At 71.5% G+C, this 25,483-nt stretch carries 26 protein-coding genes and 1 pseudogene; 17 read left to right on the top strand and 10 right to left on the bottom strand.

Annotated features, from left to right (window positions below; all coding sequences use genetic code 11):
* Nucleotides 1-45: 45 nt before the first annotated feature.
* Nucleotides 46-369, top strand: coding sequence for a hypothetical protein (locus ABD830_RS14655; RefSeq protein ID WP_344987347.1), 324 nt, complete (start codon nt 46-48; stop codon nt 367-369).
* A 14-nt stretch (nt 370-383) separates the two neighbouring features.
* Here the strand turns inward: ABD830_RS14655 and ABD830_RS14650 are convergent, their stop codons facing one another.
* A complete protein-coding gene (locus tag ABD830_RS14650) occupies nt 384-671 on the bottom strand; it encodes an alpha/beta hydrolase (RefSeq protein ID WP_344987346.1) in 288 nt (95 codons plus the stop codon).
* Between the two features lie 193 nt (nt 672-864).
* Between ABD830_RS14650 and ABD830_RS14645 the strand changes: the two genes are divergently transcribed.
* Both ABD830_RS14645 and ABD830_RS14640 read left to right on the top strand, forming a co-directional pair.
* Nucleotides 865-1,614 (top strand): hypothetical protein, encoded by a 750-nt coding sequence (locus ABD830_RS14645; protein WP_344987345.1) that lies wholly within the window; start codon nt 865-867, stop codon nt 1,612-1,614.
* Between the two features lie 293 nt (nt 1,615-1,907).
* Nucleotides 1,908-2,969, top strand: coding sequence for a Glu/Leu/Phe/Val dehydrogenase dimerization domain-containing protein (locus ABD830_RS14640; protein WP_344987344.1), 1,062 nt, complete (start codon nt 1,908-1,910; stop codon nt 2,967-2,969).
* A gap of 23 nt (nt 2,970-2,992) precedes the next feature.
* On the opposite strand, the gene ABD830_RS14635 is transcribed toward ABD830_RS14640, so the two are convergent.
* Nucleotides 2,993-3,466, bottom strand: a complete 474-nt coding sequence (locus ABD830_RS14635; protein ID WP_344987343.1) for a MarR family transcriptional regulator — start codon at nt 3,464-3,466, stop codon at nt 2,993-2,995.
* Between the two features lie 29 nt (nt 3,467-3,495).
* Between ABD830_RS14635 and ABD830_RS14630 the strand changes: the two genes are divergently transcribed.
* The gene (locus ABD830_RS14630) at nt 3,496-4,881 is read left to right on the top strand and encodes an RNA-guided endonuclease InsQ/TnpB family protein (RefSeq protein ID WP_344987342.1); all 1,386 of its coding nucleotides are present in this window, start codon (nt 3,496-3,498) and stop codon (nt 4,879-4,881) included.
* 165 nt (nt 4,882-5,046) lie between these two features.
* Here ABD830_RS14630 and ABD830_RS14625 read toward each other — a convergent pair whose 3' ends face one another.
* Together ABD830_RS14625 and ABD830_RS14620 are read right to left on the bottom strand one after the other, a co-directional pair.
* Nucleotides 5,047-5,409, bottom strand: a complete 363-nt coding sequence (locus ABD830_RS14625; RefSeq protein WP_344987341.1) for a nuclear transport factor 2 family protein — start codon at nt 5,407-5,409, stop codon at nt 5,047-5,049.
* Nucleotides 5,410-5,432: 23 nt separating this feature from the next.
* Nucleotides 5,433-6,383, bottom strand: a pseudogene (locus ABD830_RS14620) (MFS transporter); the annotation flags it as partial.
* A 153-nt stretch (nt 6,384-6,536) separates the two neighbouring features.
* Between ABD830_RS14620 and ABD830_RS14615 the strand changes: the two are divergent.
* A complete protein-coding gene (locus ABD830_RS14615) occupies nt 6,537-7,142 on the top strand; it encodes a response regulator transcription factor (RefSeq protein WP_344987340.1) in 606 nt (201 codons plus the stop codon).
* Here the strand turns inward: ABD830_RS14615 and ABD830_RS14610 are convergent.
* On the bottom strand, nt 7,068-8,891 hold the full coding sequence (locus ABD830_RS14610; protein ID WP_344987339.1) for a sensor histidine kinase: 1,824 nt from the start codon (nt 8,889-8,891) through the stop codon (nt 7,068-7,070). The two genes, ABD830_RS14615 and ABD830_RS14610, sit on opposite strands and share 75 nt — an antisense overlap.
* A 95-nt stretch (nt 8,892-8,986) precedes the next feature.
* On the opposite strand from ABD830_RS14610, the gene ABD830_RS14605 reads away from it, so the two are divergent.
* From ABD830_RS14605 to ABD830_RS14565, 9 genes are all read left to right on the top strand, one after another.
* The gene (locus ABD830_RS14605) at nt 8,987-9,829 is read left to right on the top strand and encodes an alpha/beta fold hydrolase (protein ID WP_344987338.1); all 843 of its coding nucleotides are present in this window, start codon (nt 8,987-8,989) and stop codon (nt 9,827-9,829) included.
* 118 nt (nt 9,830-9,947) lie between these two features.
* Nucleotides 9,948-10,598 (top strand): RNA polymerase sigma factor, encoded by a 651-nt coding sequence (locus ABD830_RS14600; protein WP_344987337.1) that lies wholly within the window; start codon nt 9,948-9,950, stop codon nt 10,596-10,598.
* Nucleotides 10,599-10,677: 79 nt separating this feature from the next.
* Nucleotides 10,678-10,917 carry an anti-sigma factor family protein gene (locus ABD830_RS14595; protein WP_344987336.1) on the top strand — a complete coding sequence of 80 codons (240 nt, stop codon included), beginning with the start codon at nt 10,678-10,680 and terminating at the stop codon, nt 10,915-10,917.
* Between the two features lie 104 nt (nt 10,918-11,021).
* Nucleotides 11,022-12,251, top strand: coding sequence for an ergothioneine biosynthesis glutamate--cysteine ligase EgtA (gene egtA, locus ABD830_RS14590; RefSeq protein ID WP_344987335.1), 1,230 nt, complete (start codon nt 11,022-11,024; stop codon nt 12,249-12,251).
* A complete protein-coding gene (egtB, locus tag ABD830_RS14585) occupies nt 12,248-13,540 on the top strand; it encodes an ergothioneine biosynthesis protein EgtB (RefSeq protein ID WP_344987334.1) in 1,293 nt (430 codons plus the stop codon). The genes egtA and egtB overlap by 4 nt, the downstream gene beginning before the upstream one ends.
* A 1-nt stretch (nt 13,541) precedes the next feature.
* Nucleotides 13,542-14,261, top strand: a complete 720-nt coding sequence (gene egtC / locus ABD830_RS14580; RefSeq protein ID WP_344987333.1) for an ergothioneine biosynthesis protein EgtC — start codon at nt 13,542-13,544, stop codon at nt 14,259-14,261.
* Between the two features lie 14 nt (nt 14,262-14,275).
* Entirely contained in the window at nt 14,276-15,256 is a 981-nt protein-coding gene (egtD, locus tag ABD830_RS14575; protein ID WP_344987332.1) for an L-histidine N(alpha)-methyltransferase, read from the top strand.
* Nucleotides 15,253-16,368: an ergothioneine biosynthesis PLP-dependent enzyme EgtE gene (gene egtE / locus ABD830_RS14570; RefSeq protein ID WP_344987331.1), complete on the top strand. Its 1,116-nt coding sequence runs from the start codon at nt 15,253-15,255 to the stop codon at nt 16,366-16,368. The genes egtD and egtE overlap by 4 nt, the downstream gene beginning before the upstream one ends.
* Nucleotides 16,369-16,557: 189 nt before the next feature.
* Complete coding sequence (locus ABD830_RS14565) at nt 16,558-18,015, top strand: sialidase family protein (RefSeq protein ID WP_344987330.1); 1,458 nt, start codon at nt 16,558-16,560, stop codon at nt 18,013-18,015.
* Nucleotides 18,016-18,068: 53 nt separating this feature from the next.
* On the opposite strand, the gene ABD830_RS14560 is transcribed toward ABD830_RS14565, so the two are convergent.
* A complete protein-coding gene (locus ABD830_RS14560) occupies nt 18,069-18,506 on the bottom strand; it encodes a nuclear transport factor 2 family protein (RefSeq protein ID WP_344987329.1) in 438 nt (145 codons plus the stop codon).
* Nucleotides 18,507-18,552: 46 nt separating this feature from the next.
* Entirely contained in the window at nt 18,553-19,473 is a 921-nt protein-coding gene (locus ABD830_RS14555) for a zinc-binding dehydrogenase (RefSeq protein ID WP_344987328.1), read from the bottom strand.
* Nucleotides 19,474-19,581: 108 nt separating this feature from the next.
* Between ABD830_RS14555 and ABD830_RS14550 the strand changes: the two genes are divergently transcribed.
* Together ABD830_RS14550 and ABD830_RS14545 are read left to right on the top strand one after the other, a co-directional pair.
* Nucleotides 19,582-20,538 (top strand): LysR family transcriptional regulator, encoded by a 957-nt coding sequence (locus ABD830_RS14550; protein ID WP_425567070.1) that lies wholly within the window; start codon nt 19,582-19,584, stop codon nt 20,536-20,538.
* A 121-nt stretch (nt 20,539-20,659) separates the two neighbouring features.
* Nucleotides 20,660-21,325: an alpha/beta fold hydrolase gene (locus tag ABD830_RS14545; protein ID WP_344987325.1), complete on the top strand. Its 666-nt coding sequence runs from the start codon at nt 20,660-20,662 to the stop codon at nt 21,323-21,325.
* Here ABD830_RS14545 and ABD830_RS14540 read toward each other — a convergent pair.
* Nucleotides 21,322-22,212: an SDR family oxidoreductase gene (locus ABD830_RS14540; protein WP_344987324.1), complete on the bottom strand. Its 891-nt coding sequence runs from the start codon at nt 22,210-22,212 to the stop codon at nt 21,322-21,324. The genes ABD830_RS14545 and ABD830_RS14540 overlap by 4 nt on opposite strands.
* Before the next feature lie 87 nt (nt 22,213-22,299).
* Here ABD830_RS14540 and ABD830_RS14535 point away from each other — a divergent pair, with 87 nt between their 5' ends.
* Nucleotides 22,300-23,145, top strand: a complete 846-nt coding sequence (locus ABD830_RS14535; RefSeq protein ID WP_344987323.1) for a TetR/AcrR family transcriptional regulator — start codon at nt 22,300-22,302, stop codon at nt 23,143-23,145.
* On the opposite strand, the gene ABD830_RS14530 is transcribed toward ABD830_RS14535, so the two are convergent.
* Both ABD830_RS14530 and ABD830_RS14525 read right to left on the bottom strand, forming a co-directional pair.
* Nucleotides 23,094-24,317 carry an acyl-CoA dehydrogenase family protein gene (locus ABD830_RS14530; protein WP_344987322.1) on the bottom strand — a complete coding sequence of 408 codons (1,224 nt, stop codon included), beginning with the start codon at nt 24,315-24,317 and terminating at the stop codon, nt 23,094-23,096. The genes ABD830_RS14535 and ABD830_RS14530 overlap by 52 nt on opposite strands.
* 13 nt (nt 24,318-24,330) lie before the next feature.
* The gene (locus ABD830_RS14525) at nt 24,331-25,326 is read right to left on the bottom strand and encodes an acyltransferase family protein (protein WP_344987321.1); all 996 of its coding nucleotides are present in this window, start codon (nt 25,324-25,326) and stop codon (nt 24,331-24,333) included.
* Nucleotides 25,327-25,483 lie beyond the last annotated feature (157 nt).

The following is a 25,483-nucleotide window of genomic DNA, read 5'->3' as shown; positions in this document are numbered from 1 at the left end:
AATGCCGGGCATTGTTCAATGTGATCCCCTGAAAGGGAAGATAATATGAATTACTCGCTGTTTGTCCGTTTCGTTGTCGTCGGCGTCGCAGCGGTCGGCCTGACCCTGACCGCCTCGGCCTGCGGAGGCGGCGGCGTCGACAAGGCCGGTCTGGTCACCAAGCTGAGCGCTGACGAGGACTTCAAGGGGCTCCCCGCCAACGTCATGGAATGCATGGCCGACCTGGCGATGAAGTACGGCGACAAGGACGACCTGCAGTCCTATATGGACGGCAAAATCAAGAAGGTGGACGAGGTCAAGGGTCTGGGCCAGAACGACAAGGAGGCCGAGGCCGACGCCGAGAAATGCACGAAGCTCGTCAAGCAGTGACCTAGGCCTCCTGGCTATCGACAGACGGTTCCGGCCGGGGGAAGGGCGCCGGAGACCAGATAGTCGTCGATACGGCCGGTCGCACAGGGGCCTCGGATGTGGGATGCCAGGCTGCGGGCCCAGCGCAGGAGAGTGGCGGGGCCGTGGGTGTTGCCGACCACCAGCACCGGCGGGACGCCGCCGACGTCCAGGGGGCGCTGCGGGTTGGTCGGCGGGATCGGCCGGCCCAGGCAGCCGGTCGTCATGTCCCAGAACTCCGTGCTCGCGTGTCCCGCCAGCGGCAGGAACGCCGTGGTCGCCAAAACATGCCGTCCAAGAGACCAGAGCCGATCATGGGGCGTCCGATATTGCTATCGCTCGCGAACCGATAGCGGTGCCCATATCGATACTGGTCCACCGGTCTCCCTTCCGTCGCCACAGCTCCCCGGCACGGGGGAGGCTTCTCCCCTCCGGGAGCGAACCCGCAGAAGAGGCCCGGCATTACGGTGGGCCGGCATGAGATCACGTGCACGGCTGGTGCTGCTGGCCGCCGGTTGGACAGGAGCGGCCGCCCTTGCGCTGGTGGCGCCCGGCAACCTGGTCATGCGGCTGGCGTTCGGCAAGCTGGACGACCCCGCGCTCGTCCGGCAGGTCCTGATGTGCGCGCTCGGGCTGCTGCTCGCCCTGGCCGCTCTCCGCTACGGCGAGCGCGGCCGCCCGCGCATGCCCGAGCGCCGGGCCGACGGGACGGTCCGGCCCGCGCTCTGGGTGCGGGCCGTGACCTGGGTGGCGGCGGGCGTGCCGGTGCTGGGCTTCTCGGTTCCGCACCTGTTGTGGGGGCTGGGCGTGCCGTTGGGAGTGGCGTCCGGTGCCGGCCTGGCGGATCTGGGCGGGTCGGCGGTCTTCTGGGGGCTGCTCGTCGCCGGGCCCGTCGCGGGGGCCGCGCTCACGCTGGGGCTGATCAGCCGGTGGGGGCAGACGGTGCCGGGCTGGGTGCCGTGGGCGGGAGGCCGGCCAGTGCCCCGGGCCGTCGCCGTGGTCCCGGTGGTGGTGGTCGGGCTGCTGGTCGGCCAGTACGGAACGATGATGACGACGTGCCTGGCGTTCGGCGTCACCCGTACGTGTGCGCCGGGCGGCGGCGCCGAGATCCTCGACGGCAGCTGGGGATTCTCCGCGACCTACCTGGTCTTCCTGGCCTGGGGAGCGTCGCTGCTCGCCGCCGGGGCCGGCTACCTCCACACCGCCGGAGCACGAGCCGTCCGATGAGTTTCCGTCCCGGCACCGATATGTACCGGCGAGCGACGGCATCGGGCCGGTGATGGCGTCGCGGCACGTACGCACCCTGATCAGCGGGGTGCGGGAACGCGCTCGGGCGCCGGCCGGCCCGCGAGCCCCCATGTCGGCTGCCCGCCGGGCAGGCCGCGTTCCCAGGCCTAGCCGATGCCGATGACGGAGACGCTCCGCAGGACGGCCCACCCTCGCGCGCGAGATCGGTCGCCGGATCGCCGGAGCACGATTCCTCATCGACCTCGATGCCGTCCAGGGGTAAAGAAGAGCATATGAAGATCGTGGAACTGACCTCCGTCGACGGGTACGTCGCCTTCGATCTGGACTGCCCGTTGAGCGCGGGAGGAACCCGCCTCGCCCCGGATGTCACCCGCCGTGAGGCCGAGCTGCTGGCGCGGGCGATGACCTACAAGTTCGCCGTGCTCGGAGAGCGGATCGGCGGGGCCAAGGCCGTGCTACGGGCCACGGCGGAGGAACGGGCCGAGACGGTGGCACGGTACTGCCGGGAGATCACCCCGCTGGTCACGAGCGGCGTCTTCCTCACCTCCTCCGACCTGGGCACCAGGACGCAGGACTTCGCCACGCTGCCCGACTACCGGACGGACTCGGTCATGCATCAGGAAGCCGACGGCGAGCTGGTGGACACGGTGGTGACCGGTCTGGGCGTGGTCGCCGCCGCCGACGCCGCGCTGGGCGGCCTGGCCGGGCGGACGCTGGCCGTCGAGGGGTTCGGCAAGGTGGGCAGCGCCGTGGTGCGGGAGGCGGCGCGCAGGCAGGCGCGCGTCGTCGCCCTGTCCACCGTGCACGGCTGCGTGGTGGACGAGGCGGGGCTGGACGTGGCCACGCTGCTGGAGCTGCGCGCCGAGCACGGGGACGCCTGCGTCACCCGGCTCGGGCTGCCCGTGCTCCCGGCCGAGTCCCTGTACGAGGCGGTCGCGGACGTTCTGGTGCCGGGCGCCAGAACCGGGACGCTGAACGCCGGACGCGCCGCCACGGTGCATGCCCGCGTGGTCGCTCCGGCGGCCAACGTCCCCTACACCCCGGCCGGGCTCCATACGCTGCGGGAACGGGGCGTCGTGCCGCTGGCGGACTTCGTCTGCGGCGCCGGCGCCACCATCGGATACCTCGCCGATCTGGCCGGGCGGGCGGCCGACGCCGCGTCGATGCGGCTCCTGGTCGATGAGGGGATCAGCCGGCTGACGGCCGCGGCGCTGGAGCATCCCGGCGGCCCGTACGCCGGTTCCTGCGCCGCGGCGGACGAGTTCCTGGCCGGCTGGTGCGACCCCGCCGGCCTCCCTGAGGGTCCGCCGCTGGCCCCCGAGCCTGCCCGATGAGTGTGCCGGGTGATACAGGTCGTTCAGGCGAGGAGGCGCGCGGCGATGCGCGTCCAGTCGTCCTCGGGCTCCTCGGCCTGGCGTTCCATGATGCTGTCGGCGGCCCCGGCGAAGGCCTGCAGGCCGCGCAGCAGCGCGATGCGCCCGGCCGGCGGCATCTCGCTCAGCACGCGCGCGAGGTCCGCGCGCCTGCGCTGCTGCAGCTCCTCGACCAGGGAGCGGCCCGAGGGCGTGAGCGAGAGCGTCAGCTCGCGCTTGTCCTCCTCGCAGTGCGAGCGCCTGACCAGCCCGGCCGCCTCCAGGCGGTCGCAGAGGCGGCTGGCGGACGAGGGGACCGCGCCCAGGGCGGCGGCCAGCCTGCCCAGCTTGATGGTCTCCTGCTGGCACAGCATCTCTTCATCGAAGACGTTTCTGCGGAATGTGGTGACGAAGACCAGACGGAGATGCGTCGCGGAGACCACATGTCTGCCGCGCCGGTATTCCGCCCCCTGACTCATAGGCGAGGCGATAGTATGTTCGAACTGGTGTGGCGTTCGAGGTTGTTGGGGGAGGTGTTTTGCGCGTGCTGGCGGGCCGGAGGTACCGGTTGGAGTTCGACTTCGGTCAGCGGCTGTTCGCTGAACGGCTGGGCGGGATCTGCCGCAGCGTGTGGAACACCGGGCTGGAGCAGCGCCGCGCCTATCGGCGCCGGGGTGCGTTCATCGGCTACGCGGAGCAGTGCCGCCAGCTCGCCGAGGCCAAGAACGACCCGGACTGTGCCTGGTTGGCCGAGGCGCCCGCGCAGGTCATCCAGCAGACGCTGAAGGATCTGGACGAGGCGTGCCGCAAGCACGGCACGTGGAAGGTGCGGTGGAAGGTGCGGGCGAGGTGGAGGCCGTCGTTTCGGTTCCCTACCGCCCAGCAGATTCCCGTCGAGCGGGTCAGCCGCAGGTGGGGGCGGGTGTTCCTGCCGAAGTTCGGGTGGGTGAAGTTCCGCCTGTCTCGCCCCTTGGGCGGGAAGGTGAAGTCGGCGACCGTGGCCCGCGACGGCGCGCACTGGTTCATCAGCTTCCTGGTGGACGATGGTCTTGCCGAGGTGAGCGAACATGCTCGTCCTGGCCGGCATGCCGGGGTGGACCGGGGGGTGGTCACCGGCGCGGTCACCAGTGACGGGGAGTTCTTCGATCGCCGTCACGCCGGCGTGAACGGTGTGTCGTCCATGGTGCCGCCGCCGGATGCTACCGGCGACGATCCCGGTGATCTCGGCGATACGGGGTTCCTCACGGCGGGTGAGGCGAGGCGGTATGTGCGGCTGCAGCGGCGGCTCGCCCGTTCGAAGAAGGGGTCGAACCGGCGTAAGCAGGTGGTCCGGGCGATGGGGGATCTGATGCGGCGGGTGCGGTGGCGGCGTGCGGACTTCAATGCCCAGGCCGCGCATCGGCTCACCCGTGACTACGCGATGGTCACGCTGGAGAGGCTGAACGTCCGGGCGATGACCGCGTCGGTCGCGCCGAAACCCGTCCCTGGCACGCCGGGCGCGTACCTGGCCAACGGGCGCGCGGCGAAGGCCGGACTGAACCGATCGATTTTGGATAAGGGCTGGTACGGGCTGGAGACCGCGTTGCGGTCCAAGGCTCGCTACACCGGGACCGACATTCGCATTGTCGATCCCGCGTACACGTCACAAACATGCTCGAACTCGGCCTGTGGGCGGGTGGATCGCAAGTCTCGCGAGAGCCAAGCGGCCTTCCGATGCACTTCCTGCGGGTATGTCGAGCATGCCGACGTGAACGCTGCCAAGAACATCAAAGCCAGAAGACAGGCGGCCGGGCTGGTCGTGTCAGGGCGTGGAGACCCGACCGGGTCGGTGAAGCGTCAAGCACCCCGTACCACAGTTCTCGGCGCGGGTGACGCGCCGCGAACTGCCGCATGAGCGGCACGGGAATCCTCGGACTTAGGCCGGGGAGCAAGTCAACGTTGCGCATCAGCAGGACGGGGACGCTCGTCCGCGTGATGCACCGCAGGGTGCTGCACAGCGACGACACCCTCCTCCTCGCCATGCGCTGGACGCCCTAGCCGCGGACGAAGCCCGCCGCCGTCAGACGATGGCGTGGCCGCTCACTGTGGTCTCGGGGACGTCCTCGCGCAGGTCCCAGTGCTCGGCGATGAGCCCGCCGGCCAGCCGGAACACGTCCACCACGGCGACGCCGCGGTGCCCGGGCTCGGCGGTGAACAGGCTGTGGACGAAGACCAGGTCGTCCTGGGCGGCGAGCCGGCGGATCTCGAAACGTGCCTGCGGCAGTTGCCGGCGGAAACCGTCGATGAAGTCCACCAGGGGCTTGCGGCCGTCGGGCAGGTTCGGGTTGTGCTGGACGAGGTCCTCGGTGAGGAACCGGCCGGCCAGGTCGGTGCGGCCCTGGTTCCAGACGAGCTCGACGTAGTCACGGATCAACGTGGACATCATTCTTCCTTTCGGTTGCGGGTTCAGTTACGGACGAGTGCCGGAGTACGGGTGGAGGCGACGTGCGCGGCCGTCGCGAGGGCGAGGGGGAGCAGGGCCAGGGCCGGCAGCGGCCCGGCGCCGAGCGAGGGCAGCAGGCGGCTGCCGAGCAGGCTGCCCAGGCTCATACCGAGGTAGAGCGCGGAGGCGTTCGCGGCCAGCAGCATGCCGCGCTGCTCGGGCAGCAGTTCGACCAGCCGGGCCTGCTGCGGCGCCATGAAGAGCCCGTTGAAGAACGCCCAGAACGCGAACACTGCCACTGCGACGGGGATCGATGGGGGAGCCGCGGTCAGTGCCACGAACCCGATCGCCAGGCCGGCCAGCGGGACGGCGATCGTCCGCGCGCCGCCGAGCCGCCCGTAGATCCTGGCGGCGGCCGCGTTGCCGATGATGCCCACGACGCCGAAGGCCAGCAGGACCAGCGAGATCACGGACTGCGGAGCGGCGAAGCGGGCCTGGAGGTACGCGCCCGCCACGCCGTACACGATGAACTGGGCCGCCAGCACCAGCAGCGTGGTCGTCACCATGGGCAGCGTTCCGGGGGCGCGCAGCACCTCGGCGAAGACCCGTGCGGTGGGCGCGGGCCCCGGCTCGAGGGACGGCAGGAACAGCGCGATCAGACCCGCCGAGCACGCGGTGAGCACCGCCACACCCGCGAACGTCCAGCGCCAGCCGATCGCATCGCCCACTGACGCCGACAGCGGCACGCCGAGCACGGTGGCCGCGGTCATCCCCGCGAACACCGTGGCCAGGGCGCGGGGCCGGTGCTCCGCCGGGACGATCATGGATCCCGCTGTGGACGCGGCCGGGCCGAAGACGGCTGCGCCCAGCCCGGCCACCACCCGGGCCACCGTCAGCGCGGCGAAGCCCGGCGCGAGCGCTCCGACGAGACCGCCGACGATCATCAGGCCGAGTCCGAGCAGCAGGGCCCGCTTGCGCGAGCAGCGCCGGGGTTGAGGAGGTCATCCGCACGGCACCCTCCTTCCTCCTTGAATGCCGGATGGGCAAGAATGCTCGCGTAGCAGGTCAGACCCGGCACAGTGCCGTAGTCACCGACCCGGTCTGCATTTCGCACATGAAGGGGTGGCGTGGTCCGAGTTCTCATCGCGGAGGACATGGTTCTGCTGCGCGAGGCGCTGGTGGGGCTGCTCCGCCTCGACGACGGCATCGACGTGGTGGCCCAGGTCGCGAGCGGCCTGGAGATCGTGGCCGCGGCGGAGCTCCACCGGCCCGACGTCGCCGTGATCGACATCGACCTGCCCGGGATGGACGGCATCGCAGCCGCCGCCGAGCTGGGCGAGCGGCTGCCTGAGTGCCGGGTGCTGATCCTGACCGCCTTGAGCAGGCCGGGCGAGCTGCGCCGTGCGTTGAATGCGCAGGTTGCCGGGTTCGTCCCCAAGGACATCAGGCCCGACGAGCTCGTCGCAGCCATCCGTACGGTCGCCGCCGGAGGGAAGGTGGTGGATCCGGCCCTGGCCATGACCGCCCTGCGGGCGCCGGAGAGCCCGCTCACCCAGCGGGAGACCGAGGTGCTCCGGCTGTCGGCGACCGGCGCCCAGCCGCTGGAGATCGCCGAGCGGCTTTTCCTCACCTACGGGACGGTGCGCAACTACCTGACCTCAGCCGTCACCAAGCTGGGCGCGCGGAACAGGATCGACGCCATCCGCATCGCCTCCGAGGCAGGCTGGATCTGACCGGAACTCCGCGACGACCTCGAACCTGCCGTCTGGCAGGTGACCGGCGCTCAGCCGCCCTCCCGCGCGCTCGGCCAGCCCCGCCAGGCCCGACCCGCCGTCGAGCCGACCCGGCGTGGCGACGCCGTCGTTGACGACGCGCAGCCGTACGGCGTCGCCGGACACCGTGACGGTGATGGCGCAGAAGCGTGCCGTGCTGTGGCGCAGCACGTTGGTGACGCTCTCGCGCACGACCGCGGCGAGGGCGTCGGGGAGCGGGCCCTCGTCGACGGTGATGTCGGCCCGGATCCCCGCGGTCTCCAGCATCTGGCGGGCCGCGGCGATCTCGTCGCGCGGCCGCAGCCGGACCCGGCCGCCGGTGATCGAGCGGAACTCGGCCAGCGCCTGCCGGACGAGGGTGGCGAGGGAGGCCTGCTCGGTCTCCGCGCGCTCGGGCTCCTGCATGGCGAGCTCGCCCCTGAGCGCCACGGCCGACAGGGTGAAGCCGAGCACGTCATGCAGGTCGCGCGCGATGCGTACGCGTTCGGCGGCGGCCGCGGCCCGTGCGAGGTCGTGCTGGGCCCGCTTGAGCAGCACCACCAGGCCGGCCAGGCGGGTCAGGCTGTAGACCAGCCAGGCCAGGATGACGTGGGAGACCGTGTCGGCGAGAATCCCCGGGACGGACGGCACCGGCGGCGGGTAGAAGAAGAGCGAGCAGTATCCCGCGAACAGCAGCAGGGCCAGAGCCCACGAGCGCGGCGGCCGCACCCCAGCCAGCACAGCGCCGGTGCAGAACCCCCACAAGGACATGAACGTGCACAGCGATGGGGCGAGGTAGCTCGCGGGCAGGGCGACAGGCACGATCGTCAGGGCGATCAGGGCCAGTTTGGCGCGGGTGGGCCGCCTCAGCTGGGCCATCTGCAGGGTGATCATGGCGGACACCAGCGGGACGCCGAGGATCAGCAGCAGCGGATCGCCGTAGTTGTGCATGCCCGACGCCAGCACCTTGACCGACTGGATGACGAGGACGGCGAGCAGGACAAGGGCGGGGAGCCTCGGCGACTCGACCGGCCGCGCCTTCTCGGACTCGGCCGTGCGGTACTCGCCGGCCGTGGCCCGGATGTCGGCCAGCGTGCGTCTGGCGATCTCCACCGCGTCACGGACGTCGCCCTGCTCCAGGCGGTCCGCGATGACCCGGAGCCGGCGGCCCACGGTCTCGCGGAGCTCGCCGCCGAGGCGTGAGCGCTCGCGTGCCGCCGCCAGCCTGGCCAACCCCTCCCGGGTGGCGTGCAGCCTGCTGATCGTGTCGCTCAGGGCGTACAGGCTGAACAGGATCAGCCCGTCGGTGGCCGTGGCCGTCGCCGGCTGCAGAGCCCGTAACGGCCCGTCGCCGGAGAGCCAGACCCCCGCCCCCGCGGCGAGCACGATCAGGCCGAACAGCGGCCAGGCGGCCCGGCCGGGCAGCAGGCAGAGCACCGCCACGGCGAGCGGCCACGGCAGCCAGGACCACTCCGTCCCGACGAGGAGGAACGGCAGCGCGTAGAGCACGGCCACGGCGGCCAGCAGCCCGAAGCGGGCCCGCGCGCCGTGGTGGGGTCGCGCCAGGATCACGACGATCGCCGGGTACGGGGCCGCCGTGATCAGCAGGTGCGTCCACGGGACACCCTCGGAGACCCCGGACACCAGCCGGACGAGGATGAGGAGGGCGAGCGCCGCCCACATCATCCAGCGCGCCACCCTGGGCGGGAGATCTTCAGCTTCGGCGGCCACGCGTGCTCCCGAGCCACTCCACGACCGCGAGACTAGCCCACCCGGCTTTCCTAGGATGCCTAGGAATTAAGCTAGAGTACCTAGGAACACATCCGGTGAACGACGAAAGGATGATCATGACCATGCTGTCCGTATCCGGTGCCCGCCTCTATTACGAGGTCAGCGGCGGCGGCCCGGTGCTCCTCATGCTGCCGGGCGGTGGCGGTGACGCGGCCGTCTTCGACGTGGTGGCCGGCCCGCTCGCCGAGCACTTCACCCTCGTCACCCTCGACCCGCGCGGGTACTCGCGCAGCCGCCTGGACAGCCCGGTCCCCGTGGACCAGCGGGTGGACGTGCAGAGCGACGACGCCCGCCGGTTGCTCGACGTGGTGAGCCCCGACCGGCCCGCCTACCTCTTCGGTGGCAGCAGCGGCGCCATCGTCGGTCTTGACCTGCTCGCCCGGCATCCTTCCCGGGTGCGTCGCCTGGTCGCCCACGAGCCGCCGTGCTTCGCCCTGCTGCCCGACGCCGCCGCGCAGCTGGCCTTCGTCGAGGAGGTGTACGAGCTCTTCCGCACGCAAGGGCTCGCGGCCGCGTCCGCCCGGTTCGTGGCGGGCATCGGCGGCACCATGAAGGCCATGCCGGACCCTGCCTCGTTGCCGCCTCGCGCCGCCGAGATGATCACGAGGCTGATGGACAACGCTCCGATCATGATGGAGCACGAGTTGCGGCAGTTCACCTCCTACGTGCCTGACCTGGCCGCTCTCGGCCAGGTCTCCGACCGGCTGGTCCTCGCGGCCGGGCGTGAGACCAGGGGGCATCTGCCGTACCGGCCCGCCGCCGTGCTGGCCGAGCGGCTCGGGACCGAGCTGGTCGAGTTCCCGGGTGCGCACAGCGGTTTCACGGACGCTCCTGACGATTTCGCCAAGCAGCTGATCGAAGTTCTCGGCGCTCCCTGATTTTCCCGGCGGTGTCTTCAGCGCTAGGACACCGCCGGGACGGAAGAACGTCAGTGGGAATGATTAGCGTGGAGCGGGTTAGTCCCAGGCATGGGGGCCGAGGCTCGGTTCCGAGGCCATGAGCGTTCGACCGGAGGGGGCGATCGTGGGGTCTGTCGCGGGCGGTGAGCTGCCCCCTGACGACGTCGTCGTCACGGCCCTGCGCGCCGGGGACGAGGCGATGTTCGCGGCGCTGCTCGACACCTGGTCCGGGGGCATGCTGCGGGTGGCCAGGTCCTACGTGTCCACCGACCACTCCGCGGAGGAGGTCGTCCAGGACACGTGGCTGGCGGTGATCGGCGGGATCGACGCCTTCGAGAGCCGCTCGTCGGTCAAGACGTGGATCTATCGCATCCTGGTCAACACCGCGAAGAAGCGGGGCGTCCGCGAGAGCCGCACGCTGCCGTGGAGCTCCTTCGAGCAGGACAGGGCGGCGGGCAGAGATCTCGACGGGGTGCCATGGAAGGCGTTCGCCGAGGCGTGGCCGACGCCCGAGAGCGAGGCGCTCGCCTCGGAGGTTCGTGGGCTGATCGCCGAGGGGCTGGCCAGGCTGCCGCCTCGGCAGCGCACCGTGATCACCCTGCGTGACGTGGAGGGATGCACTTCGGAGGAGGTGTGCGAGATCCTGGAGATCTCGGCGGCCAACCAGCGGGTGCTGCTGCATCGCGCCCGCACGGCCGTGCGGGGCTGGCTCGCCGACTACTTCGAGTCGGTGAAGCAGCCGGAATAAGCTCGCAGGCTCCTTCCGGCTAAGGTGGCGGCACAATTAGTGAAGCGGTTCATATCCAGAGAAAAGGGCGGTCGACGTCGTGAAGCGGTTCACCTGCGACGAACTGGCGGAGCACCTCACCGCCTACCTCGAGGACGCCCTCGACCGGCCGGCACGCGACGGCGTGCGAGCGCACCTGGCCTGCTGCGAGGGGTGCGAGCGCTACTTCGAGCAGTTCCGGGTGACCATCGGCGCCCTCGGCGACCCGCCGCCGGAGAAGCTGCCCGCCGACGTGCGCGCGCGGCTCCTGTCGGCCTTCCGCGAGCGGCGGAGGTTATGACCGGCGGCCGGTGAGCCCGGCCCGACGCTTTTGCCGAGAAATTACCTGTAACGCTGGCGAGTTTCGCGGGTCTGTATACCCGTGCGCCACGCGAAGGGTAGACGATGATCGGCCTGACGTCCGAGGGCACGCCGCTGCGGGATGCCTCCGAGGTGGCGGAGTTCGCGCGCCGCTGCTTCCAGCCGGGCCTGGACGTCGCGGACCGGGTGGGCGTCGAGCTGGAGTTCCTGGTCTTCGACCGTGCGACCGAGGCCGCGTACGTCCCGCTGGCCAGGGTGGAGCGGGCGCTCCCCGCCCTGCCAGGCGGCAGCCGGGTGACCTTCGAGCCGGGCGGCCAGCTCGAGCTGTCCGGCCCGGCGGCCCCGCTGCCGGACGCGATCGCCTGCCTGGCCGCCGACGTGGCGGCCGTACGCGCCGCCCTGCGTGAGGAGGGGCTGGTCCTGGCCGGGCTGGGCCTCGACCCGGTGCGGTCGCCCCGCCGTCAGCTGCGCCTGCCGCGCTATGAGGCCATGGCCGAGTTCCTCGGCGAGCCGTACGGGCCGCTGATGATGTGCTCGACCGCGTCCGTCCAGGTCAACCTGGACCTCGGAGAGCGGCCGGCGGCGCGCTGGGAGCGGGCGCACGCGCTCGGCCCCGTGCTGACGGCGGCCTTCGCCAATTCACCGCTGAGCGGTGGCCGTCCGTGCGGCTGGATGTCGGGCCGCCAGGCCGTGTGGGAGCACCTCGACCGCACCCGCACCTCACCCGTGCCCGCCTCGGCGGACCCCGTCGCCGACTGGGCCGAGTACCTGCTGGACGCCCGGCTCATGCTGATCCGCGAGGGCGAGGAGCGCTGCCGGCCGGTCCGCGACGGCTCGACGTTCCGCGACTGGCTGAACGGCGGCGGCGAGCGCCGGCCCACCGCCGACGACCTGGCGTACCACGCCACGACGGTCTTCCCTCCGGTGCGCGCCCGTGGCTGGCTGGAGATCCGCTATCTCGACGCCCAGCACCCGGCGGCGTGGCCGGTGTGCGCGGCCGTGACCCACGCCCTCGTCACCGACCACCGGGCCGCCGACGCCGCGCTCGCCGCCGTGGAGCCGTACCGGACGTGGTGGGAGACGGCGGCGCGGTGCGGGCTGGCCGACCCGCGACTGAGCCGGGCCGCCGAGGCGTGCTTCCGCGCCGCACTGGAGGCGCTGCCCCGCCTCGGCGCGTCCCCCGGCCTGGTCGGCGAGGTTGCGGCGTTCGCCGACCGGCATGTGACCACGGGCCGCTCGCCGGCGGCCGACCTGATGGATGCGGTGCCGGGACGGCGCGTCCCGGCCTGGCTCGACGGGGAAGGACGGCAATGAACGACTTCAAGGAACGCATCGCGGCCGAGCTCCTGGCGGTGCGCGACCGGTCGCTCGCCTACACGGCGGCGGACGACGACCTGCTGGTACGCCAGCACTCGCCGCTGATGTCGCCGCTGGTGTGGGACCTCGCGCACGTGGGCAACTACGAGGAGCTCTGGGTGCTGCGCGAGGCCGGCGGCATCGACCCGCTCCGCCCCGAGATCGACGACATCTACGACGCGTTCAAGCACCCGCGCAAAGACCGTCCCACCCTGCCGCTCCTGGGCCCGGCCGAGGCTCGCCGCTACATCGAGGGCGTACGCGGGCGCGTGCTCGACGTCCTCGACGCGATCGACCTCGACGGCCCCACGCCGCTGCACCGCGACGGTTTCGTGTTCGGCCTGGTGATCCAGCACGAGCACCAGCACGACGAGACCATGCTGGCCACCCTGCAGCTGTCCGGCCAGCCCGGCCTGGTGCGCGAGGGCGAGCTGCCGCCCGGCCGGAGCGGCGGCCCCGAGGAGGTGTACGTGCCCGCCGGCCCCTTCCTCATGGGCACCGACACGCTGCCCTGGGCCTACGACAACGAGCGCCCCGCCCACCAGGTCGAGCTCCCCGCCTACCGGATCGACCGGCTCCCCGTCGGCAACCGCGCCTACCTGGCGTTCGTCGAGGACGGCGGCTACGACGACCCGCGCTGGTGGAGCGCGGAGGGATGGCAGTGGCGGCAGCGCAGCGGCGTCTCCGCCCCGCTGTTCTGGGTCAGGGACGGCGACACCTGGTGGCGCACCCGCTTCGGCCGCACCGAGCCCGTCCCGATGGACGAGCCGGTCCAGCATGTGAGCTGGTACGAGGCCGACGCCTACGCCCGCTGGGCCGGCAAGCGGCTGCCCACCGAGGCCGAGTGGGAGAAGGCCTGCGGATGGGACCCGGAGGCCCGGCGGGCACGCCGGTACCCATGGGGCGAGGACGACCCGGGCCCCGACCGGGCGAACCTCGGCCACCGCGCCGCCCACCCCGCGCCGCTCGGCGCCTATCCGGCCGGGGCCAGCGCGTACGGGGCCGAGCAGATGGTGGGAGACGTCTGGGAGTGGACCGACTCCTGGTTCCAGCCCTACCCGGGCTTCCGCAGTTTCCCGTACAAGGAGTACAGCGAGGTGTTCTTCGGCCAGGAATACCGGGTGCTGCGCGGCGGCTCCTGGGCGGCCGACCCGGCGGCGGTGCGCACGACGTTCAGGAACTGGGACTATCCGATCCGCCGCCAGATCTTCACCGGGTTCCGGTGCGCGCGCTCGGAGCTGGTCTGAGGTGTGCAGGCACGCGGCCTGGCTCGGCGCTCCCCGCCCGCTCACCTGGCTCATCCACGAGCCCGAGCACGGCCTGCTCCAACAGTCGTACGCGCCACGGCGCCAGCGCCAGGGCCTGATCAACGCCGACGGCTACGGCATGGGCTGGTACGACGCCGCGCGGGCCGAGCCCGTGCGCTACCGCCGTACCGTGCCCATCTGGGCCGACGCCAACCTGCCCGCGCTCGCGCAGGTCGCCCGCTCGACCTGTCTGCTCGCGGCCGTGCGCTCGGCCACCACGGGCATGCCGATCGAGGAGAGCGCCACCGCGCCGTTCACCGACGGCGGGTGGCTGCTCAGCCACAACGGGCGCGTCAGCAGGGACGCGCTCCGCGACCTCGCCGACGACCTGGCCGACAGCGCGGAGAGCGCCTGCGACGCCGCCTGGGTCGCGGCCGCCGTGTTCCTGCGCCGCCGCACCGGGCTCGGCCTGGGCGCGGCGCTGGCCGAGGTCGTCGTCCACGCCGGGGAGAAGGACCCCGCCGCCCGCCTCAACCTGCTCGCCTGCGACGGCGCGTCGGTCGCCGCGACCGTCTGGGGCGACACGCTCTTCTACCGGCAGCACGACGACGGCGTGCTCGTGGCCAGTGAGCCGCTCGACGACCTGCCGGGCTGGCAGGCCGTCCCCGAACGCAGCCTGTTGACCGTCACCCGCGACCGCGTGAGCCTGCAGCCGTTGTGATCCAAGGAGGCCTCATGGCCGTCAGCCAGTCCATCGTGCATGTGATCAGCCATCTTGACCGCGACTATCTGCGGCAGGCACTCGAACGCGACGTCAGGACCGGCCTGACCGCGTCGCCCAAGTGGCTGCCGCCCAAGTGGTTCTACGACGCCGCGGGCAGCGACCTGTTCTCCCGCATCACGCGCCTGCCCGAGTACTACCCGACCCGGCGGGAGCTGGCGATCCTGCGGGCGCGGGCCGCCGACCTGGCGGCGGCCTCCCGCGCGGACACGCTGGTGGAGCTGGGGTCGGGCACCAGCGAGAAGACGGAGCTGCTGCTGGAGGCGCTCGCCGCGGCGGGCACCTTGCGCACGTACACGCCGGTGGACGTGGACGCCGTCACCCTGGAGGCGGCGGCGCGGCGGCTGGCCGGGCGTTTCGCCGGGCTGGAGGTGCAGGCGGTGTGCGCCGACTTCGAGCGGCATCTGGGGTTGCTGCCGCGTACCGGGCGGCGGATGGTGGCCTTCCTCGGCGGCACGATAGGGAACCTGGACCCCGCCGCCCGCAGGGTGTTCTTGAAGGAGGTGCGGGCCACGCTCCGGCGCGGGGACACGTTCCTGCTCGGGGCCGACCTGGTGAAGGACACCGGGCGGCTGGTGGCCGCCTATGACGACGCGGCGGGGGTGACGGCCGCCTTCAACCGCAACGTGCTGCGGGTGATCAACAGGGAGCTGCGGGCGGACTTCGAGCCGGAGGCGTTCGAGCACGTGGCCCTGTACGACGAACGGCACGACTGGATCGAGATGCGGCTGCGGGCCGCCCGTGACATGCGGGTGCGGATCGAGGACCTCGGGATGGCGGTGGACTTCGCAGAAGGGGAGGAGATGCGTACCGAGATCAGCGCCAAGTTCCGGCCGGAGGGGCTGCGGCAGGAGCTGGTGGCGGCGGGGTTCCAGGTCCGCCGTGGCTACACCGACCTGGCAGGCGACTTCACCCTGGTCCTGGCGCAGGCGTGATCGCCGGAACCTGGCGGGCCGCGCGCAGCGTGATGCCGCCCGGGCATCTCGACGCGGCCGGGTGCAACGTGCCCAGCGATCGGGTGCTCGACGCCGTCGTGGCGCACCTGCGGCTGGAACGCGAACGCGGCGGCTACGCGGCCGTACCGGACCTCACCCCGGCGAAGGCGGCCCTGGCCGCGCTGGTGGGAGCCGCTCCGGAGGATGTGGCGTTCCTGGAGAGCGGCACGGCGGCGATGGCGGCTCTCCTGGGCGGGTGGCGGCTGGAGCCGGGCAGCCGCGTCGGTTACCCGCGCACCGAGTACGGCAGCACGCTGATGCTGCTGCACCGCCTGGCCGCCCAGCGCGGCTGGAAACCGGTCGAACTGCCGGTGGACGACGACGGCCGCCTGGACCCCTCGGAGCTGGGCGCGGGACTCGACCTGGTGATCGTCTCGCACGTCGCCTCCCATCGCGGCGTCGTGCAGCCGGTGGGGGAGATCGGGGCGCGGTGCCGTGCGGCCGGGGTGCTGCTCGTGCTCGACGTCTGCCAGTCGCTCGGGCACGTGGACGTACGCGGGGCGGGCGCGACCGCGTACGTGGGCACCTCCCGCAAGTGGCTCGCCGGCCCGCGCGGCGTCGGCTTCCTGATCGTCCCCGGCCTCACACCGGCCATGGACGCCGCGACCCCGAGCCTGCGCGGCCACCTCTGGACATCGCAGGCCGGTGACCCGGTTCCCGGCGCGGTGCGGTACGAGAGTGCGGAGTCAGCGGTCGCGGCACGGGCGGGGCTCGGCGTGGCCGTGCTCGAACACCACGCGCTCGGCCCGCCCGCCGTCCACGCGCACCTGGCCGACCTCGGCCGCACGGCACGCGGCGTGCTCGACGGGGCCGGCGGGTGGCGCGTGGCCGAGCCGCTCGACGAGCCGTCCGCACTCGTCACGCTCAGGCCCCCGCCCGGTGACACGGCCGAGGCCGCCGCCGTCCGGGCGGCCGAGTCAGCCCTGCTGGTCAGCGTCGTGCCGACCGCCCGGGCGCCGCTGGACCTGCGCGAACCCGTGCTCCGCGTCTCCCCGCCACCCGGCACGCCCCTGGAGACCCTGCACGCCCTGGCCCGCGTCCTCGCCCGCTGAGCCCTGGTCGTCGAGCCGGACCAGCCTGAGACAGCGACCTGGACTGTCCTTCGGACAATCGCGGACGAAACTGATCATGTCGCAGTAATCTGCCCTTGATCGTTTGCTGGCTCCCCGGGCACGCCAGATTCCCCGACGGGGCGGCAACGCTCCCAATGGACACCCCATCAACAAAGATGAGGAAGGCTCGTGATCCGACGCTCCAGGGCATTGTTACCCGCAGCGGCCATCCTGTTGGCCTGCGCCGTCGCGCAGCCCGCCGCCGCGGATGATGCCTCACGTTCCGGACCTGCCATCGTGCGGCCGGTCTCGGGCACCAGCCCGCTGCCCGCAGGCTGCGGGCTTCCCCCGGCCGACGGCTACACCCTGAACCCCAACGCCGAGGTCCTGCCCATGCTGGCGCGGGACCCGAACCGTCCGTGGCACCTCGTCACGGTGTTCCAGCAGGACCGCTGGAACCGGTACGGCAGCAACGGCGCGGTCACCGCCGTGTCGGACGACTACGGCAAGACCTGGCGGCGGTCCGAGAACCTGCCCGCCTTCTCCCGGTGCAACGGCGGCACGGCCGCCAACGGCGGAGACTACGACGTCACGACCGACAACTGGGTCACGGTCACACCGTCGGGTGCGGCGGTGGCCGCGTCGTTCTCGCTGTCCCGCACCGGCGAGGTGACCGCCATTCTGGTGTCCCGGTCCGCTGACGGCGGCCGGCACTGGGACGCGCCGGTCACCCTGCAACGGGACGACAATCCGCGCTTCTTCAACGATCGCCCGTCGGTGACCGCTGATCCCTATCACCCGGGCGTGGTCTACGCGGTCTGGGACCGCATCGACAGCACGGAGGAAAGCTGGGTACAGCCGATCTACCTGGCGAAGTCGACCGACGACGGGCGCACCTGGACCACGAGCAAGGTGTACGACGTACCCGCCAACAGCGGCGTCATCGGCACCCAGCTGGTGCCGCTCGCGGACGGGACGCTGCTGATCGGCATGCACCACGAGACGGACACCGACGGTGCCACCCAGGTCATCCGCTCGACCGACGGCGGCCGGACCTGGTCGGCGCCGACGCTGAACGTTCCGGCCCCGCTCGCGGTGGGCCCTCGCATCCCGGACCCGGACAACTCGGGTGACCCGCTCCGCAACGCCTCCTTGCCGCTGCTGGCCGCCCAGCCCGGCACGCAGGTGGTGAACGCGGTCTGGCAGAGCCAGGACTCCGACGGCACCTTCCACGTGGCCTACTCGCGGTCGACGAACGGCGGGAAGACGTGGTCCAGCCCGGTCCGCGTGGACAAGACGCCCACCGGTTCCGCCGCCGTACCGGTCGTCGCCGCGTCCCGGACGGGCACCGTGGCGGTCACCTACTACGACTTCCGTAACAACACCCCGGATCCCGCCACGCTGCCCACCGATGTGTGGGCCGTCACCTGCGCGACCGACTGCACGCGGTCCGGGGCGTGGAGCGAGCAGCACATCGAGGGGCCGTTCGACGCGCGTAAGGTGCCGGCGACGAGCGTGGGACGCCTGGTCGGGGACTACACCGGCCTGGTCTCGGTCGGCGGGAACGCCTTCACGGCCGTGTACGGCGTGGCCACCGGCGATGCCGCCAACCCTGTGGACGTTCACAGCGCGCTCTTCTCCGGCTGAGCCCTTGTGCGCCGCCCGGCGGGGTCCGGTCCGACCGGACCCCGCCGGGCGGCTCACTCGGTACCGGTGGGCCGGGGGGTGTGGTGGGCCGGGAAGAGGGCGGCGGCCACGTGCCGGGTGTCGGCGTACTCGATGACAGAGGCGATGCGGCTGTCGCGGACGGTGTAGATGCCGATGCAGCGGTTGTCGTAGGTGCCGCCGTAGACGGTCCTGGCCTTGGACGTCCATTCGGCGACCACGCGGTCGCCCTCGGCGATCGTGCTGACCAGCTCGATCTCCAGTGTTCCGGGGACCAGAACCGGTCCCATGCCGCCCAGGAAGTCGTTGATGATCGCGTCGCGGCCCTGCCACACATTGGAGATGGGCAGGTCGCCCGGGTAGTGCCAGGTCGCGTCCTCGGCGAAGCTGTCGTGGATGATCTCGGCGTCGCCGTCGCGGACGGCCTCGATGTAGCGGATGACGACGGTCCGCGGGTCGGTGGTGGTGGTCATGGTCGTACTCCTTCGGTGGTTTCCGGTCGTTCCGGGATGCGGCGGTTCAGGAGAGGGTGAGGACGGCCTTGCCTCGGATGCGGCGGTCGCGCAGGTCGGTGAGGGTGGTCGCGGTGTCGGCCCAGTCGGCGACACGACCGATCTCGGGGTGCAGGCGGCCGTGGGAGGTCAGCCGGACGAGCGTCGCGAGGTCGTCGCCGAGGCCGGTGTCGGCGTCGAGGTAGTGGAAGTGGCGGATGACGGCCGACTCGGGCCCGGCGAAGAAGTCGAAGAAGTCGAGCGTCGCCGGGGTCCGGCCGGCCTGCCCGAACCAGATGAGCGTGCCGCGCCTGGCCAGCCGCGCCAGCGCGAGGGGCAGGGCCTGGCCGCCGGTCGACTCCAGCACGATGTCGTAGGGTCCGCGCGCGTCGGCCACGTCATGGACGATCTCGGCCGCGCCGAGTTCGCTGAGCCGCGCCCCGCGTTCGGCGTCCCGGGTCACGGCGGTGATCTCGGCCCCGGCCGCGGCGGCCAGCTCGGTCACATAGTGCCCCACACCTCCCGACGCGCCGGTCAACAGTACGCGCCGCCCCAGCAGGGCCCCGGCGGTGCGCAGCAGCCGCAGCGCGGTGAGCCCGGCCAGCGGCAGCGCCGCGCCCTGCGCCGCGGAGACGGTGTCCGGCAGCTCCGCGAGCGCGTCGGTCGGCACCGCGACGTACTCCGCCCAGCCGCCCGTCATGGGGTGGCCGACGACCCGCGTGATGCCGGCCGGCCCGCTGCCATCGGCGGCCGGCTGCACCACCAGCCCCGCGATGTCCTTGCCGGGCCGGTCACCGGGCGCGGGATTCTCCAGCTTGAACGTCTCGCCCCGGTTGATCGAGAACGCTTCGACCTTCACCAGCACCTCGTCCGGGCGCGGCGTCGGCTCGGGGACATCGGCGAGCACGACCGGTTCGGCGGGATCCCCGGTTGGGATGAGTGCCTTCATTGTTGTTACCTCCCTCGGTGGCGTCTGCGACCACTTCACCGGGTGAGGCGGTGGCCGGGCCAACAACGCGACCGCTCAGCCGACAACGCACGGTTGTCGCATATGGTCATGGGCGTGGATCTCGACCTGGCCCTGGTCCGAGCGTTCGCCGTGACCGCCGAGACGCTGCACTTCGGGCGCGCCGCCGAACACCTGAACACCAGCCAGCAGGCACTGTCCAAGCGCATCGCGCGACTGGAGACGGTGCTGGCGGTCCGGCTGTTCGAACGCGAGGGCGGCACCCGGCTGACCGAGGCGGGCGAGCGGTTCCTGCCGGCCGCGCGTGAGGCGCTGGCGGCGGGGGAACGCGCGGTCACGGCGGTGACGGGCACCGGGCCGGCCGTACGGATCGACACGTGGGGCCACCTGTACGCGCCGATGCGCACCGTCGCCCAAGCGGTGCAGGCGCTCGGTACGGTGCGGTTGGAACCAGGCCCGGGACGCGACTGGCCATCGGTCGCGGCGGCGCTGCTGCGCGGCGACACCGACCTGGGCTTCGGCCGGGTGCACCCGCTGCCGGGCGGCCGCGACGCGGGCCTCACTCAGCGGCTGGTGCGGCTGGAACCCGTCGACGCGGTAGTCAGCACGTCCCACCCGCTGGCCCGCGCCCACGAACTGCGCCCGGCCGACCTACGCGACAGCACCCTGTGGTGCCCGGCCGAGCTGACCCGCCTGGACTTCCTGCGCCGCTTCGCCACCCAGTTCCAGATCACGCGGCGGCAGGACGGTCCCAACCTGGGCTTGGACCACCTCGTCCAGCACATCCGCGCCGACACCTCGTGCTTCACGCTGTTCCCTGCCGACGCGCCGCTGTCCGACCACTCGGGCCTGCGCTCGATCCCCCTCGTCGAGCCGACCCCGCTGTACGCCTGGTCACTGGCCTGGCGCGAATCGCACCGCCACCCGTTCCTCGACACCCTGCTCCGCTGCTTCACCGAAACGGGCCGCACCCGCCGCTGGCTGGACTACACACCCGAGCGCGACTGGCTCCCCGACACCGACCACGCGAAACTCACGGTCTCCTAGGGAAACCTGCCCCCTTGGCCGGCAGCTACTGAGCACTCGCCGAACACGTCAAGCGCCAGCAGTCGGTCCTGGATCAGCACAGATGGTACCGATCGGTTCGATCCCTGCTAGCATCCGGATGGTGACGACATTTGTCCTGATCCCCGGTATGTGTCATGGCGGCTGGTGCTTCGACGAGCTCGCCGAGCGGCTGCGAAGCCACGGGCACCGTGCGTACCCGCTGACGCTGACCGGGGTCGGCGAGCGCGGCCACCTGCTCCACGGCGGCGTGAACCTCGACACGCACATCCAGGACGTGATCGGAGTGCTGGCGGCCGGGAACATCACGGACGCCGTTCTGATCGGCCACAGCTACGGCGGGATGGTGATCACCGGAGCCGCCGACCGCGCGCCCGAGCGGGTGCGCGGCCTGGTGTACCTGGACGCCGTGGTGCCCGGGCACGGCGACTCCTGCTGGAGCCTGGTCTCCGAGCAGGAGCGGCGGTGGTACGTGGACGTGGAGGAGAGCGGTTACGCGACCCGGCCGATGCCGTTCTTCGACCCGCGGGCCACGGCCCACCCGCTCGCGTCGGTGCTCCAGCCACTCCGGCTCACCGGCGACCTCGCGCACATCCGCCGCAGAGACTACGTGTACGCGGCCGGATGGGACGGCGAGTCGCCGTTCACCCCCGTCTACGAGCGGCTGCGTCAGGATCCTGCATGGACCACACACGCTGTGGACAGCGCGCACAACCTCATGCGCGACGCTCCTCAGGAGCTGCTGGAGATCCTGCTCGACGTCGCCTAAGCCGCGGCCGCCCCGGTGCTCGAGCGGTTGATCTCCAGCCAGGCCGGCAGGGACAGCGGCTCGCCGAACCGGGCCCAGACCGCGCCGGAGTCGACGATCTGCGGCTGGGTGTCCAGCAGCGCCCCCATCTGCATCCGCCGCGCGAGTACCTCGTTGAACGGCCTGGTCAGGGGGCTCATCGCCCGGAGCATCCCGACCGGCATCCTGTTCTCGCCCTTGATCGGCAGGCCCAGCGAGGCCGCGATGAGCGCGTTGACCTGCCTGAGCGTCAGCGGCTCTGGGCCGCCGAGGTCGGCGGACCAGCCCTCGCCGGGGCGGACGGCGAGCGCGGCCGCGACCCGGGCGACGTCCCTGCCGGCCACCCATGAGACGGGGCCGGCGCCTGAGCCGAATATGGTGGCCTTGCCCTTCTTGCCGATCGACTCGGCGAGCAGCTCCACCCAGGTGTCCATCAGGTGGGTGGGCCGGAGGATCGAGTACGGCAGGCCGCTGGTGCGCAGTGCCCGCTCGACCTCGAACTTGAGCCGGAAGAACTCCACGGGGCTGTCGGCGCGGGCGCTGGCGGAGGAGACGTAGACGAAGTTCTCGATCCCGGTGTCACGCGCGACGCCGATGAGGCTCGGGATCCCCGCGCCCTCGATGCCCTTGGGGCCGTTCTTCCCTTTGCCGTCGCCGCCCTGGACGGTGCAGACGATCGCCCGCGCCCCGACCGCGGCCCGGACCAGCGTGCGCCGGTCGTGGACGTCGCCTTCGACAACCTCGACGCCCTGGACCGTGTGCGCCGAGGTGGGATCGCGGGTGACGACGCGCACCGCCTTTCCCTCCTGGCGGAGTGCCTCCACGATCTGACGCCCGACCCTGCCTGTCCCGCCGAACACGACGATCACGATGCGCTCCTAACGTCGTTCATAAATCTATCAATGTTAGGAATTAGACCGGCGATAGGATGTCGGCGTCAAGAGAGAGGACGCATCGTGACGACGAAGGCCCAGCCCGAGCCGAGCGCCAGCAAGAAGCGGCGCGAGCGGGAGCGGCAGGAGATGCGCGTCCGGCTGCTGGAGGCGGCCCGGGTCATCGCCTCCGAAGAGGGCTGGAACGCGGTCACGATCCGCCGCATCGCCGGCAAGCTCGAATACAGCGCGCCGATCCTCTACCAGCACTTCTCCAGCAAGGAGGATCTGCTCGTCGAGCTGATGACGCTCGGCTTCGCCGAGCTGTCCGAGCGGCTGAGCCTGGCGGCGGAGGGCGCCCCTGAGGGGCGGCTGGTCGCGATGGCCGAGGCGTACTGGGCGTTCGCGTTCGCCTCGCCGGAGCTCTACCAGGCGATGAACGGCATGGACGGGGTGCCGTTCGGCACGGCTGAGACGCCGCTGGAGGCCAGGAACGCCTTCCGCGTCTTCCGCGGCGCGTTGCAGGACATCGCGCAGACGCGGGGGGGCCGAGCTGGCCGATCCTCCCGGTGCGGTCGACACGATCTGGGCATTCCTGCACGGCTGCGTGTCACTGGCGATGGCGGGCAGGATCGCCGGCGGAACGGAGCGAGCCAGGACGCTCATGCTGAACGCCCTGGAGCCGATGTTCGCCGCCCAGTTGAGGGACCAGTCGGATCTCGATCGGCCCTCCTTTACGGGGCGAGGCCCCTCTATGGTGTAAATATGTCGTCGGGCAGAGGCTCCCGTGGTTCTTGGTCCCAGTCCGCCGTAGCCGCCTCTGGCCTGGCGTGGGAGCGGAGCAGCGAGGTACCGGCCGCCCCCCGCCGCAGCCGAGTTCACAGGGGGAGGCCGCCGGTGGCCGAGCTGGTCGAGCCGGTCGCCTGGTAGGCGGCTATCGTGCGTTCGGCGATGCGCATCTGGTGGATCTCGTCGGCGCCGTCGGCGAAGCGCGCCCAGCGGGCGTGCTGGAACATGTGCGCGAGCGGCGTGTCCGTCGAGTAGCCGAGCGCCCCGTGCACCTGGATCGCGCGGTCCACGATCCGGTTGAGGCTGCCCGCGACGAAGTGCTTGGCCATCGACACCTCCGTGCGGAAGTCCTCGCCCTTGTCGATCTTGGAGGCGGCGTGGAGGACCATCAGCTTGCACTGGTACAGCTCCATGGCCGAGTCGGCGATCATCCACTGGATGCCCTGCTTCTCGGCCAGCAGTGAGCCGTGGCTGTAGCGGTTGAGCGCCCGGTCGACCATCATGTCCAGGGCCGTCTCCGCCTCGGAGATCCACCGCATGCAGTGGGCGAGCCGGGCCGGCCCGAGGCGATACTGGCCGAGGCGGTGGCCGTTGCCGCGCCCGCCGAGGATCTGGCTGTCGGGCAGGCGCAGGTCCTCGATGACGATCTCGCTGTGGCCCGTGGAGCCGTGCATCGTCTCCACCTCGCGTACGTCGTTCCAGCCCGGCTGGGGCAGGTCCACGAGGAAGGCGGTGTTGGCGCCGCGCGAGCCCTCCGGCACGTCATCCTCCGTACGGGCGATGAGGATGGCGAAGTTGGCCCGGCGTGCATTGGAGATGAACCATTTGTGGCCGTTGACGAGCCATTCGTCGCCGTCGCGCACGGCCGAGGTCCGGATCAGGGTCGGATCGGAGCCCGCCACCTCCGGCTCGGTCATGGCGAAGCAGGACATCTGCGTTCCCTCCAGGAGAGGGCGGAGGTACTTCTCCTTCTGCTCGTCCGTCGCCCAGTGCAGGAGCGTGTGCGTGTTGCCCTCGTCGGGCGCCATGCAGTTCAGGACCCACGGGCCGATGCGGGTCTTGGCCGCCTCGGACTGCACCATGGCCAGCTCCACGTGGCCCAGCCCCATGCCGCCCCACTCCTTCGGCATGTGGGGCAGCCACAGCCCTTCCGCCTTGGCCTGGGCCCGGAGCTGGAAGATGGTCCGGAGGTACGCGTCCCGGCCGGCCTCCTTCACCTCCTCCACGGCGGGGATGACGGTGTCCTGGATGAAGGTGCGGACCCGCCGGCGGATCTCCTCGTGCTCGGGAGCGAGGGTGAAGTCGATGGCCATACCCGACACCGTGTCATGGTCGGCGGAGCGGGGTGAAGGCCCAGGACATGCGCGGCTCGACCGCCCAGTGGAAGATCCGGCGAACCGGCGGGGTGCAGAGCAGCGTGGCGGCGGCCACGCCGAGCAGGATCGACAGCGGGACGCCGAGCTCGAACCGCTCGGCGACCTTGACCACGAAACCGTGGAGCAGGTACGCGTACATGGTGGCCGCGCCCGGCCCGCTGAACCACGTGCGCCGCGCCGGCGTCACCGCGAGGAACGCCGCCACCAGCACCGCCCCGGCCACCAGCAGCCCCAGCCGGACGGCCGTGCCGGTCAGGTCGTCCACGTGCAGCGCCGAGTTGGGCAGGCGCCACCTGATCCACTCCGTCGGCACCCGGTCGTGCACGAGCAGCGCCGCCGCCAGCCCCAGGCCGAGCACGCACGCCCCGGTCAGCCGCATGGACGGTCTGCGCAGCCACGCGAAGTGCTCCGGCTTGAGCATCAGCCCCAGCACGTAGAAGGGCAGCAGGCCGAACGTCCGGTTCATGGCCAGCTCGTCGGGCAGCGCGCTCGTCCCGGTCAGCAGCGACAGCGCGACCGCGATCGCCAGCGGCCACCTGAGCTGCTGCCACACCGGCGTCGACAGCCGCCACAGGAACAGCGAGAGCAGGAACCAGGTCAGGTAGTACGGGTCCAGCAGGCTCAGCTCGAACTTCCCGTACAGGATCAGCCGGGGCAGCGAGTACGCGAACTCGAAGATCAGGTACGGCACCGCCAGCGTCGAGATGAGCTTGCGCGCCTTCCCCGCCGAGAACGTGAACCGGCGCGACAGGTAGCCGCTCAGCACGATGAACAGCGGCATGTGGAAGACGTAGACGTAGAAGTAGAGCGCGTGCGGGACGGCCGCGTCCCGCTGGTCCTCGATGAGGTGACCGCACACGACCAGCAGGATCGCCAGGTATTTGGCGTTGTCGAAGAACGGGTCCCTGACGGTGACGGGCTCCGCGGTGACGGCTGCGCTTTTCACAGGTCACGAACCTTAGCCACCGCCCCAGTAACCGCCGGCAAACGGGGAGTGAGGGGTTGCGGAAGGGTCGATGTCCTGGCGGCCGACTTGAGTCGTGGTCGTCTCGGCTGGTACGGTTCACAACATGCCGCTGATCAGTCGATTTTCGCGCTATGTG

This window comes from Nonomuraea helvata, assembly GCF_039535785.1.
In the GTDB taxonomy this organism is placed as follows: domain Bacteria; phylum Actinomycetota; class Actinomycetes; order Streptosporangiales; family Streptosporangiaceae; genus Nonomuraea; species Nonomuraea helvata.
Note: the sequence above shows the minus strand (reverse complement) of the source record. Positions and strands in the feature narration are given on the sequence as shown.